The sequence below is a fragment of the Glutamicibacter sp. NPDC055354 genome (assembly GCF_053644955.1).
Window position 1 is genome coordinate 127,672 of record NZ_JBSHMB010000001.1, and the last position, 17,442, is coordinate 145,113.

At 62.9% G+C, this 17,442-nt stretch carries 18 protein-coding genes; 12 read left to right on the forward strand and 6 right to left on the reverse strand.

The features are described from left to right. Nucleotides 1–2: 2 nt before the first annotated feature. The 3 genes from ACWICV_RS00625 to ACWICV_RS00635 all read left to right on the forward strand — a co-directional run bounded on the left by ACWICV_RS00625 (nucleotide 3) and on the right by ACWICV_RS00635 (nucleotide 1,963). Nucleotides 3–272 (forward strand): F0F1 ATP synthase subunit epsilon, encoded by a 270-nt coding sequence (locus ACWICV_RS00625; RefSeq protein ID WP_038990466.1) that lies wholly within the window; start codon nucleotides 3–5, stop codon nucleotides 270–272. 8 nt (nucleotides 273–280) lie between these two features. Further along, nucleotides 281–709: a DUF2550 domain-containing protein gene (locus tag ACWICV_RS00630; RefSeq protein ID WP_105658413.1), complete on the forward strand. Its 429-nt coding sequence runs from the start codon at nucleotides 281–283 to the stop codon at nucleotides 707–709. Nucleotides 710–976: 267 nt separating this feature from the next. Further along, nucleotides 977–1,963 carry an NAD-dependent epimerase/dehydratase family protein gene (locus ACWICV_RS00635; protein ID WP_400290771.1) on the forward strand — a complete coding sequence of 329 codons (987 nt, stop codon included), beginning with the start codon at nucleotides 977–979 and terminating at the stop codon, nucleotides 1,961–1,963. A 23-nt stretch (nucleotides 1,964–1,986) separates the two neighbouring features. Here the strand turns inward: ACWICV_RS00635 and nagA are convergent, their stop codons facing one another. The 3 genes from nagA to nucS all read right to left on the reverse strand — a co-directional run bounded on the left by nagA (nucleotide 1,987) and on the right by nucS (nucleotide 4,943). Continuing rightward, nucleotides 1,987–3,195: an N-acetylglucosamine-6-phosphate deacetylase gene (nagA, locus tag ACWICV_RS00640; RefSeq protein WP_400290774.1), complete on the reverse strand. Its 1,209-nt coding sequence runs from the start codon at nucleotides 3,193–3,195 to the stop codon at nucleotides 1,987–1,989. A gap of 129 nt (nucleotides 3,196–3,324) precedes the next feature. Further along, nucleotides 3,325–4,047: a DUF4126 domain-containing protein gene (locus tag ACWICV_RS00645; protein WP_400400457.1), complete on the reverse strand. Its 723-nt coding sequence runs from the start codon at nucleotides 4,045–4,047 to the stop codon at nucleotides 3,325–3,327. 200 nt (nucleotides 4,048–4,247) lie between these two features. Beyond that, entirely contained in the window at nucleotides 4,248–4,943 is a 696-nt protein-coding gene (nucS, locus tag ACWICV_RS00650) for an endonuclease NucS (protein ID WP_105662590.1), read from the reverse strand. Between the two features lie 59 nt (nucleotides 4,944–5,002). On the opposite strand from nucS, the gene ACWICV_RS00655 reads away from it, so the two are divergent. Beyond that, on the forward strand, nucleotides 5,003–5,374 hold the full coding sequence (locus tag ACWICV_RS00655) for a hypothetical protein (RefSeq protein WP_105658418.1): 372 nt from the start codon (nucleotides 5,003–5,005) through the stop codon (nucleotides 5,372–5,374). A 23-nt stretch (nucleotides 5,375–5,397) separates the two neighbouring features. On the opposite strand, the gene ACWICV_RS00660 is transcribed toward ACWICV_RS00655, so the two are convergent. Further along, the gene (locus ACWICV_RS00660) at nucleotides 5,398–6,765 is read right to left on the reverse strand and encodes an AI-2E family transporter (RefSeq protein ID WP_402473798.1); all 1,368 of its coding nucleotides are present in this window, start codon (nucleotides 6,763–6,765) and stop codon (nucleotides 5,398–5,400) included. Between the two features lie 161 nt (nucleotides 6,766–6,926). Between ACWICV_RS00660 and ACWICV_RS00665 the strand changes: the two genes are divergently transcribed. The 6 genes from ACWICV_RS00665 to ACWICV_RS00690 all read left to right on the forward strand — a co-directional run bounded on the left by ACWICV_RS00665 (nucleotide 6,927) and on the right by ACWICV_RS00690 (nucleotide 14,358). Beyond that, nucleotides 6,927–8,621 carry a hypothetical protein gene (locus ACWICV_RS00665; RefSeq protein ID WP_454090932.1) on the forward strand — a complete coding sequence of 565 codons (1,695 nt, stop codon included), beginning with the start codon at nucleotides 6,927–6,929 and terminating at the stop codon, nucleotides 8,619–8,621. Nucleotides 8,622–8,626: 5 nt separating this feature from the next. Next, nucleotides 8,627–9,538 (forward strand): co-chaperone YbbN, encoded by a 912-nt coding sequence (locus tag ACWICV_RS00670; RefSeq protein ID WP_434693382.1) that lies wholly within the window; start codon nucleotides 8,627–8,629, stop codon nucleotides 9,536–9,538. A gap of 139 nt (nucleotides 9,539–9,677) precedes the next feature. Further along, nucleotides 9,678–10,436, forward strand: coding sequence for an ABC transporter ATP-binding protein (locus tag ACWICV_RS00675; protein WP_105658422.1), 759 nt, complete (start codon nucleotides 9,678–9,680; stop codon nucleotides 10,434–10,436). Next, nucleotides 10,418–11,983 (forward strand): transporter, encoded by a 1,566-nt coding sequence (locus ACWICV_RS00680; protein ID WP_454090931.1) that lies wholly within the window; start codon nucleotides 10,418–10,420, stop codon nucleotides 11,981–11,983. Before ACWICV_RS00675 ends, ACWICV_RS00680 begins: the two co-directional genes overlap by 19 nt. 301 nt (nucleotides 11,984–12,284) lie before the next feature. After that, complete coding sequence (locus ACWICV_RS00685; RefSeq protein ID WP_105658424.1) at nucleotides 12,285–12,536, forward strand: DUF3039 domain-containing protein; 252 nt, start codon at nucleotides 12,285–12,287, stop codon at nucleotides 12,534–12,536. A gap of 55 nt (nucleotides 12,537–12,591) precedes the next feature. Continuing rightward, on the forward strand, nucleotides 12,592–14,358 hold the full coding sequence (locus tag ACWICV_RS00690) for a DEAD/DEAH box helicase (protein ID WP_454090930.1): 1,767 nt from the start codon (nucleotides 12,592–12,594) through the stop codon (nucleotides 14,356–14,358). Between the two features lie 78 nt (nucleotides 14,359–14,436). Here the strand turns inward: ACWICV_RS00690 and ACWICV_RS00695 are convergent, their stop codons facing one another. Together ACWICV_RS00695 and ACWICV_RS00700 are read right to left on the reverse strand one after the other, a co-directional pair. Further along, complete coding sequence (locus tag ACWICV_RS00695; RefSeq protein WP_105658426.1) at nucleotides 14,437–15,030, reverse strand: isochorismatase family protein; 594 nt, start codon at nucleotides 15,028–15,030, stop codon at nucleotides 14,437–14,439. Between the two features lie 104 nt (nucleotides 15,031–15,134). Continuing rightward, nucleotides 15,135–16,433 (reverse strand): nicotinate phosphoribosyltransferase, encoded by a 1,299-nt coding sequence (locus tag ACWICV_RS00700; RefSeq protein WP_105662594.1) that lies wholly within the window; start codon nucleotides 16,431–16,433, stop codon nucleotides 15,135–15,137. 142 nt (nucleotides 16,434–16,575) lie between these two features. Here ACWICV_RS00700 and clpS point away from each other — a divergent pair, with 142 nt between their 5' ends. Beyond that, nucleotides 16,576–16,860: an ATP-dependent Clp protease adapter ClpS gene (gene clpS, locus ACWICV_RS00705; RefSeq protein ID WP_105658428.1), complete on the forward strand. Its 285-nt coding sequence runs from the start codon at nucleotides 16,576–16,578 to the stop codon at nucleotides 16,858–16,860. Between the two features lie 2 nt (nucleotides 16,861–16,862). Continuing rightward, a complete protein-coding gene (locus tag ACWICV_RS00710) occupies nucleotides 16,863–17,441 on the forward strand; it encodes a DUF2017 domain-containing protein (RefSeq protein ID WP_400290795.1) in 579 nt (192 codons plus the stop codon). The last annotated feature ends 1 nt before the right edge of the window (nucleotide 17,442 follow it).

Here is a 17,442-nt window from a genome sequence, read left to right on the forward strand (position 1 = left end):
TTATGGCTGAGCTTCAGGTCGAAATCGTCGCGGCTGACCACTTCGTGTGGTCGGGCGCTGCGAAGCTGGTCAAGGCTCGTTCGGTGGACGGCGAGATCGGTGTTCTGCCCGGTCACGTTCCGATGCTGTCCGTGCTTGCCGCTGGGGACCTGGAAATCGAACCGGTTTCCGAGTCCCGCTTCTCGGTCCAGATCGACGGAGGCTTCTTCTCTGTTGATTCGGATCGCGTAGTGATCGTTGCTGACAACGCTGTGCTTGGTACCGCAGCGTAGGCGATGAATTGTTTGAGATAACCGCACCAGTTCTGATCGCGTTGCTGATCCTGATCGGCATCGCCATGTTCTTCGGGGCCATGGCCGTGCGCCGCATCCAATTGCGGCGCACGCTGGGCACCTTCGATGCATCCATCCTGGCGCCTTCGGGCAAATGGATGATGGTCATCGGCCGCTACGGCGGAGCGCATGTGGACCTGTTGCGGTTTTTCTCTGTCTCCCCGGTCCCGAGTTTCGTGATCGAGCGCCGTGGCCTGGATATCACCGGGACACGCCAGCCCACCGATGAGGAAACCTCGCGGATCCCGCCAGGATTCATCATCGTGATGCTGGTGCGCAGCGGTGATGAGCTGCTGCTGGCCATGGACTACCGCGACTACACCGGCTTCTCGGCCTGGCTCGAAGCCGGACCGATCGCCGGGAGCTGGCAGATCTAGAACTTGATAAAGCAAAACCGCCGTTGCAGATGCAGCGGCGGTTTTTGCGTTCCCTGGCCGGGCAATGCTGGCAGGCAGCGTTGGCAGGCTGGGGAAGCCGCTGCGTATCGCCTGCGTGCTCGGCGCACTGCTCAGCTGCGCGTGGCGGCTCGGGGGAGTACCTCCGGATCCCGGGCACCGCAGCCGCCGATTCGGAAACGGTGGGCAGGAACTGCGCTGAGTGCGAAAAGCCTGGGCCCGCGGCGCAGGACGTAGTTGACTGTTCGCATGGAACGAACCTTGATCCTTGGCGGGACCGCGTGGCTCGGCGGCGAGCTGGCGCGGCAGCTGATCCGCAGTGGCCACGAAGTCACTAGCCTGGCGCGCGGAAATTCCGGCGAGGTTGCCCAAGGCGCGCAGCTGGTGCGTGCCGACCGGAGCCAGCCCGGGGCCTATGACGCCGTGCAGGGCATCGGATTCGACTCGGTCATCGAGCTGTCCTATGAGCCGCAATGGGTGCACGAAGCGCTGGCGGCCCTGGCCTCGACTGCGCGGCACTGGACCCTGGTTTCTTCCATCTCGGTGTATGCCAGCTCGCAGCTGCCCGGTGCCGGCGAAGACGCGCAACTGCATGATCCGTCCGATCCCGGCGACTACGGGCATGCAAAGGTCCTTGCCGAACGGGCCAGCACAGCGATGGTTGCCGACCGGTTGCTCATTGCCCGTCCGGGGCTGATGACCGGACCTGGCGATCCCAGCGACCGCTTTTCCTACTGGGTTTCGCGCTTGGCCTTGGCCGGTGCCGGCCAGGTCCTCATCCCGCCAACCGCGGGCCGCCATGTGCAGGTCATCGACGTGCGCGATGCCGCCGCGTGGATTATCGACGCCGCCGCGCGTTCGCTCACGGGAACCTTCAACGTGGCCGGAACATCACATGGCTTCGCCCAGTTCCTCAGTACGGCCGCACGGATTGCGGGATTCAGCGGGGAACTGGTCACCGCCCAGGACGCATGGCTGCGCGAACGCCAGGTCAATTACTGGGCCGGGGCGCGTTCGCTGCCGCTGTGGCTTGCGTTTGAGGACCACGGCTTCGCCCAGCGCAGCAACCAGCGGTACGCCTTGGCCGGTGGCCCGGAGCGGGACCTGGAGGACTTGCTTGGCGACGTGCTGGCCGATGAACGGGCTCGCGGACTGGACCGGTCCCGGCATGCTGGCCTGAGCCGGGCCGAGGAGCTTGAGCTGCTCGGCCAGCTCGGGCGGATCCGGCAGGGCTAGCGCAGTCCGGGATTTTCGGTGGGCTAGAGGTATTCCCCGTTGCGGATCGTCTGGACCAGCTGCAGATTGGCATCCAGGATCAGTGCATCGGCGGCGAAGCCGTAGTGCAGGGAACCGACTTCGTCGGCCAGGCCGATCAGCGAGGCGGGGATGGACGTAGCCGAGTTGACCGCCTGGACCAGTGAGACCCCGGCCTGCACGGCGCGCTGCACGATTTCCAGCAGCGTGCAGGTGCCGCCGGCCAGGGAATTGTCGCTGGCCAGCCGTGCCTGGCCCAGGGCCACATTCACATCCTGCGGGCCGAGGGTGTACTGCCCATCGGCCAAGCCGGTGGCCGCCATGGAATCGCTGACCAGCAAGATGTTCTCCGCACCGACCAAGCGGAAGACCAGGCGCACGGTATCGGGGGACAGGTGCACCCCGTCGGCGATCAGCTCCACGAACGCATTGCGGTTCACCGCCTCTTCCAGGCAGGCGGCCACCGGACCGGGTTCGCGGTGGTGCAGCGAAGGCATGCCGTTGAACAGGTGGGTGACCGTAGGGCGTTCGGTGAAGCCGTCCACCCCGGCGCTGCGCAGCTGTTCGCGGGCAAAGCGCAGGGAATCCGCGGTGATCTGGGCGCTGGCATCGGTGTGCCCCAGCGACGGAACCACGCCGTGGGAGACCAGCTGCTCAACGAGTTCCTCGCTGCCGGCCAATTCCGGAGCGTAGGTCATGGTGCGCAGCTGGCCGCGGCTGGCAGCCACCAGCTCGCTGACGAATTCCGGATCCGGATCCTGCAGGAAGCGCGGGTCCTGGGCGCCGCAGCGGGCTACGGAGAGGAACGGGCCTTCGGCATGGATGCCGGCAATCTGGCCGGCCTCCGCCAGCTCGGCGAGCAGCTCGGCGGCCTCGATCATGGACGAGGGCTCTGCGGTGACCAGCGACGCGAGCAGGGTAGTGGTGCCCGAGCGGTGCAGGTACTCCACCGCTTCAGTGACGCTCGAATGATCCGGTGCCGAGAAGTCCGCGCCGAGGGCGCCATGGCAATGCAGGTCGATCAGGCCCGGGATGATGATGGATCCGGGGGCTACCTCGCGTACCGGGTAATCGGCAGCATCGGCCAGCGCGTCGAAGTCATCGCGGTTGCCGGCAAAGCGGATGCGGTCGCCTTCCACGGCGAGCACGCCATCGGTGACCTTGAGGCCATCGGAAATCAGGGTGGCATGAAGGGCGTAGCGCGTCGTAGTCATGTTCCCAGCTTAGAAGAGAGAACGCGTCCAGTCACCGACTCGACGGATTATTTTCTCAGCGGACTTGGCATTTAGCGAATCGGGAACGCAACGGCCCCAGTGCGTCGGGCTCCTGGCCAAGGCGAGGCGCTAGCTGTCCTTGCCCGTAGGATCTTCGGAAGCCGGCGCGTTGCCGGTGGCCAGGGCCTGCAGGGCCTGCAGCGTGCTGGTCTTCGCGCCGGAGGCCAGCTGCGCTTCGCGCGCGGAGTGCGCGGCGGCCCGGTTCTGCCTGATGCTGCCGACCCGGTTCTTCATTGACCGGTAGACCCTGCGGAACATGCGGTAGAGGAAGAAGCCGATGGCAATGGCAACGAGTCCGAGCACGGCAGCCAGTACGGGAACCAGCACAGCTGCGAAGACGAGAACCAGCGCGCCAAGATCTTCTGCCAGGCTGCGCACCCATTGGGTGATGGGTTCGGGCACGGCATTGGTCGCCGCGGTCATCGACGATTTGCCCAGGCTCACCGACAGCGCGGAGCCCGCACCGAGCAGTCCGGTGAGGACGGCAACCTCGACTCCCGAATTGGCGCCAAGGCCGATGCCAACCAGAGCACCGAAAACAGGCCGCAGCCACACCGAGATGGTTTCCATGGACAGATTGAGGAAAGGGATCTTATCCAGGCCGGCCTCGCCGATGGCAAGTACGGCACAGATCGCCAGGACCCACGGATTGGTGATGCTTTCAGGAATCTGCCGTGCCGCAGAAGCGATCATGTCAGGTGCGGTATCGGGGATCACGAGTCCCGCGATGCCCAGGGCCAATACCGTGAAATACGGCCGCAGGCCCGCAGCGGAACCGCTGCCAATGGCCATGAGCGAAGCTGTCAGCGGATCCAATGGACCTCCCGAGCCTGGCGGCCCGGACCGTGCGGCACCGAGCGCTTTTGGTAGAGGAGATCAGACTAGCAGTCGGGATGCAGTTTTCTGCAGGGCCAAGCTAAGGCTGCCAGGCAGCAGCATCCGGCCAGCAGCGGATGCGCCAAGGCCAGGCAGCTCGGGGAGGACCCGCAACCCTAGAAGAGGCGTCCTGCCGAGTCGTCGACTCCGCGCATTGCGTCGTAATCCAAGGTGAGGCAGCGGATGCCGCGGTCCTCGGCCAAGGTGCGGGCCTGCGGCTTGATCTGCTGGGCGGCGAAAATGCCGGTAACCGGCTTGAGCAGGGGATCGCGGTTCAGAAGCTCCAGGTAGCGGGTCAGCTGCTCCACGCCGTCGATATCGCCACGGCGCTTGAGCTCCACGGCAACCGTGGCGCCCTTGGCATCACGGGCCAGGATATCCACCGGGCCGATGGCGGTCATGTATTCACGGCGGACCAACTGGTGGCCGGCGCCGAGCAACTCGATCTGCTCGGCCAGCAGGCGCTGCAGGTCGGCTTCGACGCCATCCTTGATCAGCCCCGGATCGGTGCCCAGGATGTGGGCCGAGTCGTGCTCGAAGCTATGGAAGTGGATGGTCAGCTTGTCATCGGTCTTCGCGCTGGACACGGTCCAGGTAGCGGTGGCACCCAATGCCGCGGCGTCCTCATCGGGATCTGCCTCGCGCAGGATCAACGGCGGATTCATCCAGTTCAGCGGCTTGTAGCTGCCGCCGTCCGAGTGGATGAGTACCGAGCCGTCGGCCTTGACCATGATCAAGCGGGTCGCCAACGGAAGGTGGGCTCGAAGACGGCCCTCGTAATCAACTGAACACTTCGCTACCACTAAACGCACCCCACACACTTTACTAGCTGGTTGCGACTTGTGCCGGGAGATACGGCATGATTAAAGACATGCCACGTTCCAACCGCCCGCGCCGCTCCAAGAATTCCCGACCCGCCCAAGGCCGGAACTCCGGCTCCGGCTACGGATCCGGGGATGAAGAGCAGGGCTACGGTTCGGGCCAGGAAGAGTGGATGCAGCGTGCCCGTTTCGGCGTGGTGCTGCGCCAGGATGCCCCCGACGGCCAATGGCATGTGCGCAAGATTGCGCCGATGAACGCCAATAAGCCCTATTCCTGCCCGGGGTGCCACCGTTCCATCGGAGTTGGAGTTGCCCATGTGGTCGCCTGGCGCGCGGACCACTGGTCGGGCGATGACGCCGCGGCCAACGCGCGCCGCCACTGGCATCCGCACTGCTGGGAAACCCGTTCCTACCGCTACTAGGCCAGCTGCCTAAAGGGCAGGTGCTAGCGGCGGTCCTGCCGGGCGATGAAGACTTCGCGCAGCAGGATCATGGCGCTGGCTGCCACCGGGATGGCCATGAGCGCACCGGTGACCCCGGCCAAGGTGCCGCCGGCAATCACCGAGATCACCGCGACCGCGCCGGGCACTGCCACCGCACGGCGCATGATGCGCGGCGAAACGAAATACGCCTCGACTTGCAGGTAGCCGAAGTAGCACACCGCGTAGATCAGGGCGGTTTGCCAGCCCAATGACAATGTCACCAAGGTGACCAGCACGCCGGCGATCACCCCGCCGACCAATGGGATGAAGGCCAGCATCGCCACCAGCAAGGTGAGCAGCGCGGTGAATGGCACACCCAGGATGCTCATCAGCACCAGCGCCACCAGGCAGTTCAGTATGGCCACGGTGGCTTGGCCCATCACGTAATTGCCCACGGAGCGGGTAATGCGCACGGTCAATTCGGCCACGCGGTCGCGTTTGGAGCGCGGGGCCAGGCGCAGCGAGAAGCCCATCATCCCTGGCAGCGAAGCCAGGAAGTAGATGGCCAGCACCAGCACGATCAGCACGCCGAACATGGACTGGGCGACGGTCTGCGATACGCCCAGGACGCCGCCGAACACATTGGTCACCGCGCCCGAATCGCCAAAGAAACGGTCGACCTCGGTAGTGATGCGCTGGGAAACCGCGTATTGCCGGTCGATTTCCCGGACCCAATCGCTATTGAGGAAATCATCCACGATTTCAGGCGCCCGCGTGATGAAGGCGGTGATCTGGTTGACCAGGGTAGGGATGATCAAGGCCATGAAGCCGCCGAAGATCGCCAGCAAGCTGACCATGGTCGCGGCCACAGCCAGCGGACGGGTCAATCCCTTGCGCATCATGAAGCGCACAATCGGATCAAGGCCCAGCGCGATGAACAGCGCAATGGCAATCCAGGTCATCAGCGAACCGACGTTGGTCAGCAGGTAGTAGCCGCCCAGGGCGATGCCCACGCCAATGGTGCCCAAGAAGCCCATGGAAATAGGATGCAGCGCCGGAATCGGTTCCGGCGAGCCATCCAGCGGATGCTCCGGTTCCTCGCCCAGGGCCGCACTGCGCTGCGGGGTGTTGAGCATCTTGCCCACGCGTTCGGCGATCTTCTTGGTCCAGCCCTCGCGGGATGCATTAGCGCCCGTCGGCGCAGCGCCCGGATAACGGGCCTGCGCGCTGGCGGCCGCAGGTGATTCCGATTGGGAATTGCCCTCATGAGGCTGGGAATGCGCTGTGGATTCCGGGCCGGAGGTTGCTGGCCCGGAAGAGCGATCCGACGCGTCGGAACGCGGCTCGGGTACGTGCTTATCGCGATGCGGGTGCGGCTGATCAGGCTCCATGGGTCAGAGCATATCGCGCATCGGCCACTGTTAAGTGGTTCAAGACACCGTGCTGTTGCGTTGTTGAGCCAGTTCACAGGCGCGGATCGGAACCATGATCGGCCGCAACTCGTTAGACTTGTCAAAGAACAGCTGTGAGACGTAGGCGAATAGGTGAACTTGTGCGAAAAGTAATCTCCGTGATCGCGATGCTGCTGGGGGCCGCGGCCCTGGTAGTCGGCATCGGACAGAAGACCTTTTGGGCCCCGCCCGAAACGGTGACCGCGAGCATGCCGCAACTAGCTGATGAGGCACCGCTGACCCTGATTGAATCCTCGGTCAACGACCCCAAGCTGGACCCGGTGGAACTGGTGATCAAGTCGAAGGGCGAATTCACTGCTTCCTTGGGCCGCGACTATGACGTCGAGGCGTGGATCGGCGATGCATCGCATGTATCGGTCACCGGCATCGACACCGAAAACCACAAGATGATCGCCAAGCACGCCAAGGGCAAGGCCGATGCGCCTGATCCCGCCGGTGATGACATCTTCTTCGACTCGCAGACCGCGGATCAGACCATGACCTACCGCTGGACCGCTCCGGATTCCGGCGACTGGTCCCTGCTGCTGGCCGCAGGCGGAAAGGATGCCGCTCCGGTGGATATCTCGGTAACCTACGCGAACGACGACGCCATGCCATTTGCCCTGCCGCTGATCATTGCCGGCTCGCTGCTGCTGGTCTTCGGACTGGCCCTGCTGGTCATGCGCCCGGGCAAGCCGAAGAGCGGGTCGAACACCCAGCACTCGGTCGCCGCCGTGGCCGTGGTGGCCCTGGCGATCTCCGGTGTTTCGCTGCCCATGGCGCCAAGCGACGAGTACAGCGCCAAACCTTCGGAATCCGAGCAGAAGTCGCAGGACGCCAAGGCGTCCGATGATGCCAAGGGCTCCGAGTCCGCTTCTTCCTCGGTTGAAGAAGTATCCAGCTTCCCGGTCATCACCGAAGAGCAGCTCAAGCGCGTTCTGGCTGATGCCCAGAAGCAGGTAGCCAAGGCCGATGAGAAGAGCGATGCCAAAGCCCTGGAACCACGCAGCGCCGGGGCGTTCAAGTACCTGCGCGATAAGCGCTACGACATGCTCAAGGAGAAGTTCGAGGTAGACAAGCCGCTGGCGCTCACTACCCAGGTCATCCGCTCGGCCGCTGTGCCGAATGCGAATGAAGCCAAGTTCCCCCGCGTGATCTCCGTGGTGACCGCGAAGAACAATGATGCCGACACCCTGCCGCAGGCGCTGACCCTGGTGCAGGCCAACGCCCGAGATAACTTCAAGGTGGTCTTCGCCGGCCAGATGCTGCCGAACTCCACCTTCCCGGGCATCGCCGTTGGCGACCCGTCGACCAAGCAGCTGGCTGCCAACGCCGAGGGCCTGCAGATGACCCCGGAGAAGGCTCTGGAAGCATTGGGCAACGTGCTGACCGATGGCAAAGCCAAGGACAAGGACAAGTTTGCCGAATCGGACTTCATCAAGGCGGTGCACGCAGCCCAGAAGGATGAGTCCAAGGAAGCCAACGAGGCGGACGTCAAGTACAAGCGCACGGTCACCAAGGGCGACACCAAGGTGGTTTCCACCCCGGATGGCGGAGCGATTGTTAGCGGCAAGCTGAACAACAAGGCGCTCTTCGTGCGCACCGAAGACGCTGACCCGCTCAAGAGCACCGACAAGCTGACCGAACAGCTGCTGGGATCCAGCTCCTCGAACGGCGACGTGGAAAGCACCTACGCCGAGCCGGTGATGTTCTACCTGCCAGCCGACGGTTCCAAGGACAAGATCCAGCTGATCTCTGCAAGCCAGATCCTGCTCGATGTGAAGGAAGTTGACTAACCCCCATGACTGATCAGAACATTCCCTCAACCCGTGGTGCGGTAGATCTCTCCGCCCTGGCCAGCCAAGGCCCGGAAGCTACCGGCAGCATGCCGGCTGGTCCGGCAAGCTGGACCACCAATCTGGATGAGGCTGCGTTCCAGCAGTTCGTCGGCATGTCCCAGCAGGTACCTGCCATCGTTTCCCTCGGCTCGCCTCGCGTGCAGGTCTCGGCAGACCTGGATGCGACGCTGCGCAAGCTGGTGGATGCCAAGGGCGGCAAATTCATCCTCGGCCTGGTGGATGCGGAAACCTATCCGCAGATCGCCCAGGCCTTCCAGGCCCAGCAGATCCCGATGGTGGTGGCGCTGATCAAGGGCCAGCCGGTGCCGCTGTTCCAGGGGCCTGCCGATGAACAGCAGATTGTCCAGGTTTTCGCACAGCTTGAACAGCTTGCAGTCCAGCAGGGCATGAGCGGTACCGCCCCGGCATTCTCCGGGCAGGCCGGCGAGCCTGAACCAGAGCTGCCGCCGCTGCACCAGAAGGCCGTGGATGCCATCGATGCCGGGGACTACGCCGCCGCCGAGGCCGCCTACCTGGAAGCGTTGAACGAGAAGCCGAACGACAAGGACGCGCAGATCGGTGTGTACCAGGTTCGACTGCTCTCGCGCACGCACAACCTGGATCTGAACAAGTCCCGCGAGCAAGCCGCGCAGAACCCTGAAGACATCGCAGCCCAGCTGGATGTAGCAGATCTGGACGTGGTGGGCGGGCATGTTGAAGATGCCTTCGCCCGACTGGTTTCGCTGATCTCCCGCCTGGCTGATGAAGACCGCGAGCGGGTCCGCCGTCGCCTGATTGAGCTCTATGCGGTAATCGGCAACAGCGATCCACGCGTAGCTGCCTCGCGGCAGAAACTGGCACGCGTACTCTTCTAGGCTGACGTCCAGGGACTGGACCAAGCAGTTCAACCGCCGCGACCCAGGGTTTTTCCCTGGGTCGCGGCGGTTGTCTTATACCTGGGTTTAACTCCAAAGGATGATGCGTTCTGACTAGGGGCATTGCTAGCCTTGAGCTATGAATCAGATCGCACTGGACATTCGGGGTCTTGCCAAGCAATTCGGCGCCAAGATTGCCGTGAACAACGTTAGCCTGCAAGTTCCTGCGGGTTCCTTCTACGGTCTTGTCGGACCCAATGGTGCCGGCAAGACCACCATGCTTTCCATGGCCACTGGATTGCTGCGCCCGGATTCAGGCCAAGCGCTGGTCAACGGCGTGGATATCTGGGCTGATCCGCAAGCGGCCAAGGCCACGTTGGGAGTCCTGGCTGATGGCGTGCGCCAGTTTGACCGGCTGACCGGCCGCCAGCTGGTGACCTACTCGGGATTGCTGCGCGGCATGGAACGCGCAGAAGTTGCCCAGCGTACCGAAGACCTGCTGCGCGTGATGGATTTGCTCGATGACGGAGACAAGCTGGTGGTGGACTACTCGGCCGGCATGACCAAGAAGATATCCTTGGCTACCGCGATGATCCACTCGCCAAAGCTGCTGGTTCTGGACGAGCCGTTCGAGGCGGTGGACCCGGTATCGGCGGCGAATATCCGCGACATCCTGAATAACTACGTTGAATTCGGCGGCACCGTCATCGTTTCCTCGCATGTGATGGACCTCGTCCAGCGCATGTGCACGCATGTCGCGGTCATTTCCGATGGCATGCTCAAGGCGCAGGGCACCGTGGATGAAGTCCGCGGCGGCATGAGCCTGGAAGATCGCTTCGTCGATCTGGTGGGCGGCCGCGCCAATAATGAGGGGCTGTCATGGTTGCGCACGTCCTAAGCCTGAAACTGCGCTTGCTCGCCAACGGCTTCAAGCGCTCCGTCGGCCAGCTCATTGGCGTCATCATCGGTGGCCTGTACGCACTGGGCATGATCACCATGCTGACCGTGGCCATGTGGTTTACCGCCGGCGATATTCCTTTCCAGGGCGAAATCTTCACCCTGATCGGCTCGGCCGTGGTGCTGGGCTGGGCCATTATCCCGCCGCTGCTGACCGGTGTTGACCTCACCCTGGAACCTTCACGCTTTGTCCACTTCGGGATTCCGGAAAAGACCTTGGGGCCAGCGCTGGTGCTGGCTGGCTTCATCTCGATTCCCGCGGTGCTGACCATTGCGGGCCTGCTCGGCGCCTCGCTGATGTGGCGCTTCGATGCGGGCGCGCTCATGCTGGCACTGCTGGCAGCGGTGGCGACCGCGGTGATGGCGATTCTGCTTTGCCAGTATTTGGTGATCATGGCGACCGCACTGCGGGCCAAGCGCCGATTCCGTGAATTGACTTTCGTGCTGCTGTTCGTGGTGCTCATCGCCTTGGGGCCGATCGTGACCTCGGCATTGGCTGCCGCGCAGAGTATGAGCGACTGGATCCAGCCGATTGCCTCGGTCTTGGGGTACACCCCGCTGGGTGCCTTTGCCGCGATTCCCGGGGCTTTTGCCTCGGCGCAATACGGCCAGATGGCGATCCATCTGGCGCTGGGCTTGCTCTACCTTGGCGGACTGTACCTCCTGCTGGCTCGGGCTACCGCCAAAGCCACGGTGACCCCGCCGCCAGAGCAGCGCGCTGCCACGGCCAAGGGGCTGGGCTTCTTCAAGTTGATGCCGGCCACGCCAACGGGCGCCGTGGCTGCCCGCGCACTGACCTACTGGTTCAAGGATCCGCGCTATGCCATTGGCGTGCTCATTGTGCCGATGCTGCCGTTGCTCTTCTGGTTCACCGGCAACCAGACCGGCAGCTACGTGATGATGTTCCTGCTGGGCCCGTTGATCGGCATCTTGATGGGCTTCTCCATCTCGGCCGACATTTCCTATGACAACACCGCCTTTGCGCTGCACGCACTGACCGGCATTTCCGGACGCGCAGATCGTGCAGGGCGAGTGCTGTCCTGTTTCCTGATTGCCATCGTTCCGGTCCTGGCGGCAGCCATTTTGCCGGGCCTCATCTCCGGTGCGCTGTGGCGCATCCCGGGAGACCTGGGCCTGTCACTGGCTGGGCTGCTCATCGCGTTGGGCGTCGCGTCGGTGTCCTCGGCCCGCTACACCTATTCGGTGCCGCTGCCGGGTGATAACCCGATGAAGACCCCTCCGGGCAATGGCATGCGCATTGCGCTGACCCAGCTGGGAATCATGCTTGCCATGGGCCTCCTGCTGATCCCGGTACTCATTCCCTACATCATCGGCTGGGTGAAGCAGTCGCAGTCCTTCGGCTTCATCACCTTGGGCGCGGGCCTGGTCGTGGGTATCGGGCTGATGCTCGGCGGCATTGCCCTCGGTGGCAAATGGTACGAAAAGCGCACTCCTGAGCTGATGCAGTCGGTCATCCTCAATAAGTAGGCGCAGCAGCCGAATTGCTGCCTTCGGCCGTCTAGCGGGACGCTGTTTTCCGCTAGGCGGCCTTTTGCCTGTCTTGGGTGCAAGGAGGTTCACAGGATATTGATCGGGTCGCGCCCAATTGGCGCAATATCGACTTCCAACGGCACCGCATCGCATCGCAAGAACATTGAAAAATGGTTGTTGACTTGCAGAGAGGAAGAAATCGATGGGACGGCCTAGTGCAGCGCGGCAAAGTCAATGTGGACAAGCTCCCATGCTTTCCACTCGGACAGCAGTGGCAATCCGTATTAGACTTGGAGGCATGGTGGAACAGTCTGAAGAAACCCGCGGTGGCACTGCCACGATTGAACGTACCGAGACAACCCAGAGTGTCGAGGCCGGAGATCATGAGCGTTTTGCTCACTACGTGCAGAAGGAAAAGATCATGGAGTCGGCAATGACCGGCGACCCAGTGATCGCTCTGTGCGGCAAGGTCTGGACGCCAGGCCGAGATCCGCAGAAGTTCCCGGTATGCCCCGAGTGCAAGGAAGTCTACGACTCCATGATGGGGTAGTGCTGCGAATGAACTAGCACTACTTCACACAATGCACGCGGCCGGGAAAAGGTAAATGACCGAGACACTCTTTGATTTTGGCGACAAGCTTCCACTAGAAGACAAGCTGCCGGTAGCGTATCCGGAACGTGCGGCTTGGGGCACTGGGCCGAAGCTGCGTGCCTGGCAGGCCGAGGCCTTGGCTCTGTACTTCGATACGGAGCCCAAGGACTTCATGGCAGTGGCGACCCCTGGCGCAGGTAAGACCACCTTCGCGCTGCGCCTGGCCAAAGTGCTGATCGACTCGGGCAAGATCAACCGCATGATCGTTGTCGCGCCCACCGACCACCTGAAAAAGCAGTGGGCGGATGCGGCAGCGCGTGTGGGCATCGCACTGGACCCGAACTACAAGAACTCCGACGGCCGGCACGGCTCGCACTACATGGGCGTGGTGGTGACCTATGCCCAGGTCTCGCTGAAGCCCGCGGTGCACCGCGCGAAAACCGAAGATGCCCGCACCCTGGTGATCATGGATGAGGTCCACCACGCCGGCGATGCTCTGTCCTGGGGCGATGGCATTCGTGAAGCATTCGAACCGGCTACCCGGCGGCTTGCCCTGACAGGTACCCCGTTCCGTTCCGATGCGGCCCCGATTCCTTTCGTGCAGTATGTGGACGAGGGCGATGGCATTCGCCGTTCCAAGGCGGACTACACCTACGGCTACGGCAGCGCCCTGGCTGACCACGTGGTCCGTCCGGTGCTGTTCATGGCCTATTCGGGCAATATGCGCTGGCGTACCTCCGGCGGCGAGGAGATGGAAGCAAACCTCGGCGAAGGCTTCACCAAGGATGTCACCGCCCATGCCTGGCGCACCGCGCTGGATCCGCACGGCGACTGGATCCCGTCGGTGCTGCAGGCCGCTGACCGGAGGCTCTCGGAGGTCCGCCGCACCGTGAAGGACGCCGGCGGCCTGATCATCGCCACGGACCACGAGGACGCGCGCGGCTACGCGGCCCAGCTCGAAGCGATCTGCGGCGAGAAGGTCACCACCATTCTTTCCGATGACCCCAAGGCATCGCAGAAGATCGACGATTTCTCCGAATCCGACGCGCGCTGGATGGTTGCGGTGCGCATGGTGTCCGAAGGCGTGGACGTTCCGCGTCTCTGCGTGGGCGTTTATGCGACGTCCACCTCCACTCCGTTGTTCTTCGCCCAGGCGGTCGGCCGCTTCGTGCGTAGCCGCAAGCGCGGCGAGGTAGCTTCGGTCTTCCTGCCCTCGGTGCCGATCCTGATGGCCTTGGCCAACGAGATGGAAGTCGAACGCGACCACGCCTTGGACCGCGAAGGTTCCAAGGACGAAGACGGACTGGACGATTCGCTGCTGGAAGCGGCGAACAAGGAAGACAAGGCCAGCGACGAGCTGTCGCGCAACAAATTCGAGGCGCTGAACTCGCAGGCCTCCTTTGACCGTGTGCTCTTCGACGGCGGCGAATTCGGTACCGGTGCCGACATCGGCAGTGAAGAAGAACTCGGCTTCCTGGGCATCCCGGGCCTACTGGATACCGAACAGGTTTCCGAGCTGCTGCGCAAGCAGCAGAACAAGCAGATTTCCAAGGGCGGCACCAAGCCCGAGCCGGTCTCGGACCACCGCCGCATGATGGAGCTGCGCACCAAGCTGTCGAAGAATGTCTCGGCATGGGCTGCCCGCACCGGCACCCCGCACGGGCAGATCCACAACAAGCTGCGCAGCGTCTGCGGCGGGCCTGCAGTGCCGCAGGCTACTGCTGACCAGCTGCAGGCGCGCATTGACAAGCTGCAGGACTGGTTCGTCGGGCGAAAATAGGCTCCACGAGAGAACGGCTTTGCTCCTGACCGGAAAATCCGGTCAGGAGCAAAGCCGTTTCTGCTTTCCGGGGGATCATCAACCCAGCGAAATCACCGTTACCCCGGCTGCCCTCAGTTCCTCGCGTATCGCCGGCAGATTCTCCGGTGAGACTGCTGCGGTCAGCGGAGAAATGATGGTCGTGGTGAATCCTGCTTCAGCTGCATCGAAGGCGGTCGCCTTTACGCAATGATCCGCGGCGAGCCCTACGACATCTACAGAGTCAATTCCTCTGGCCTTGAGCCATGGACCTAGCAGTTCTCCGCTTTCATCAGCCTGGTCAGCCGATGGATCCAGCACTCTGGCTTCGAAACCCGAATAGGCTGCGGTGAAGCGCCCCTTGGCGAAGTGCGCATCCAGGGGCACCTCGGCGAGCTGCGGATGCAGGGCGGCGCCAGATGTTCCGGCGACACAGTGCACCGGCCAGGAATCAATGAAGTCGGGGGTTTCTGAGAAATGATTCCCCGGCTCGATATGCCAATCCTGGGTGGTGACGATTGCCGAGTAGGCATCGCGGCGTTCGGCAATATCCGCGGCAATGGCCGTTGCGACGGCGTTGCCGCCGGTCACGGCCAGGGCTCCGCCTTCGCAGAAGTCGGGTTGGACATCAATGATCAACAGGGCTCTGCTCATCGCTGCCTCCTGGCTGGGGGAAGTGTAGAGATTGGAAAACTGCGGACCGCAGGATCCTTGAATCTGGATCCTACGTCCCGCAGCTGGGATTTTCGTGTGTTCGACTAGTCCTGGATCATGACGGTCGGGATGACCGGTTCGCCACGCTGCATCTTGCGTGCCACGCCTGGCAGTTCCTGGACCGATGCGAAGTGGCGCTCGGTGGCGAGCTTGACGCCAGCTGCACCCACGTACGCCTGATCGATCTCGCCATGGCGCACCAACGGGACCACCAGATCCCGCTCGGGGCCGCCGGTGGTGTACTCGGAAGTGGAGACGATTTCAGCGACAGCGCGGTTGCGTTCATTGAGCTGGCGCACCGCGTACTTGCGCCCGCCCACGCTGGCCTTGTTCGCCGCGGCCTTGGCGACCGGAATCCATTGCCCCGAATCGTCTTGGCGGGCAACCAGCTTGTAAACCATCGACGCGGTCGGATGGCCGGAGCCGGTGACCAATGCCGTGCCGACGCCATAGGCGTCAACCGGGGCGCTGGCCAGGGCGGCGATCGCGTACTCGTCGAGGTCCGAGGTCACGGTGATCTTGGTGTTCCAGTTGCCCAGGTCATCAAGCAGCTCGCGAACCCAGCCTGCCTGCTGCACCAGGTCGCCCGAGTCCAGCCGGACTCCGCCCAGTTCCGGACCCGCAACTTCAACCGCGGTGCGTACGCCCTTCTCCACGTCGTAGGTATCCACCAGCAAGATGGTGTCCTTGCCCAGCGAGGCAACCTGCGCTTCGAAGGCGGCGCGCTCGGTGTCGTGAAGCAGGGTGAACGAGTGGGCCGAAGTGCCAACGGTCTTCAAGCCATAGCGGGCACCGGCTTCCAAATTGGACGTTGAAGTGAATCCGGCAATCATGGCGGCCCGCGCGGCAGCCACTGCTGATTCCTCATGGGTGCGGCGCGAGCCCATCTCGATACATGGGCGTTCGCCGGCCGAGGCGATCATTCGCGATGCCGCCGAAGCGATGGCCGAATCATGGTTCATGACCGAGAGCAGGAAAGTCTCGATAACGCAGGCTTCAGCGAAAGTCGACTCCACGGTCAGCAGCGGCGAATTCGGGAAGTACAACTCGCCCTCGGCATAGCCGGAGATGCTGCCGGTGAAGCGGAAGTTCTCCAGGTACTTGATGGTTTCCGCGTTGACTACCTTATTGTCGCTGAGGAAACGCAGCTGTTCGTCATCGAAGCGGAAGTTTGCCAACCCTTCGAGCACGCGACCAGTACCTGCGACCACGCCATAGCGCCGGCCCTCGGGCAAGCGGCGAGCGAATGCCTCGAAGACAGACGGGCGGTGAGCTGCACCGGATCCCAGCGCTGCTTGGAGCATGGTCAGCTCATAGTGGTCGGTGAAGAGACTGGTGCGCATGTGACGCTCCTGATGATCGGAAAAGGCCTTATACGGTGCTGCTTGGGAAAGCAGACCGGTTTTACTGTATAACGGCTCACGCTCAAGGTGATATTTGCCGTGTCCGGTGTTGCGTTCAGCTTCCAAGCGTAAAATGGAAGCCATGACCGCAATGCCCGATGTACTTTCCGAATTTGAAACCCTGGTATCCCAAGACAAGCCCTGGCGCTTGGTCGTGTGGAATGATCCAGTGAACTTGATGAGCTACGTATCCTACGTGTTCCGTTCCTACTTTGGTTTCAGCGCGGAAAAAGCCGAGAAGCTCATGCTGCAGGTGCACCATGACGGCTTCTGCACGGTGCGCAGCGGCAGCCGCGAAGCTATCGAATCCGATGTGCAGGCAATGCACGGGTTCGGCCTGAACGCAACGATGACCCAGGGAGCCTGAACGTGGCGAAGGCCTTCAAGAACGGTTCCAAGGGCATTACCGGAACGCTGCACTCCGCAGAACGAAAACTGATCCGCGAACTCTTCGGCGATGTCATTGGAATGCTCGAGGAGCGCGCGCAGCTGCACCAGCTGCCCGAAGATGTTGATCCGCTTTACGCCCTGACCGGGATGCGGCCCGAGTCCATGGACCTGCCGCCGGTTTCTGATCCTGCGCTGGCCAGGCTGCTGCCGGATGCCAGCGATGACGCAGTGGCCGCCGCCGAGCATCGCCGGCTGACCGAAGCCGACCTGATCGCGCAAAAGGTTGGCCGCCTGCGCGAGGCCCAGATGCTGCTGGACACCGAAAAGCTGGTCTTGGACAAGGACACCGCGACGCGTTTTGCCCAAGCGCTGAACGACGTGCGCCTGGTGCTCGCAGAGCGCCTGGAAATCCGCAGTGAAGAGGATTCAGCCCGGGTCGCAGAGGTGCTCGATGCATCCGAGGTGAACACTCCGGAAGAATACATGTCCTTGGTGTACAACCTGATTTCATGGGTACTCGATACCCTGATGGCTGCACTGATGGATGCGGAGTTCTAAT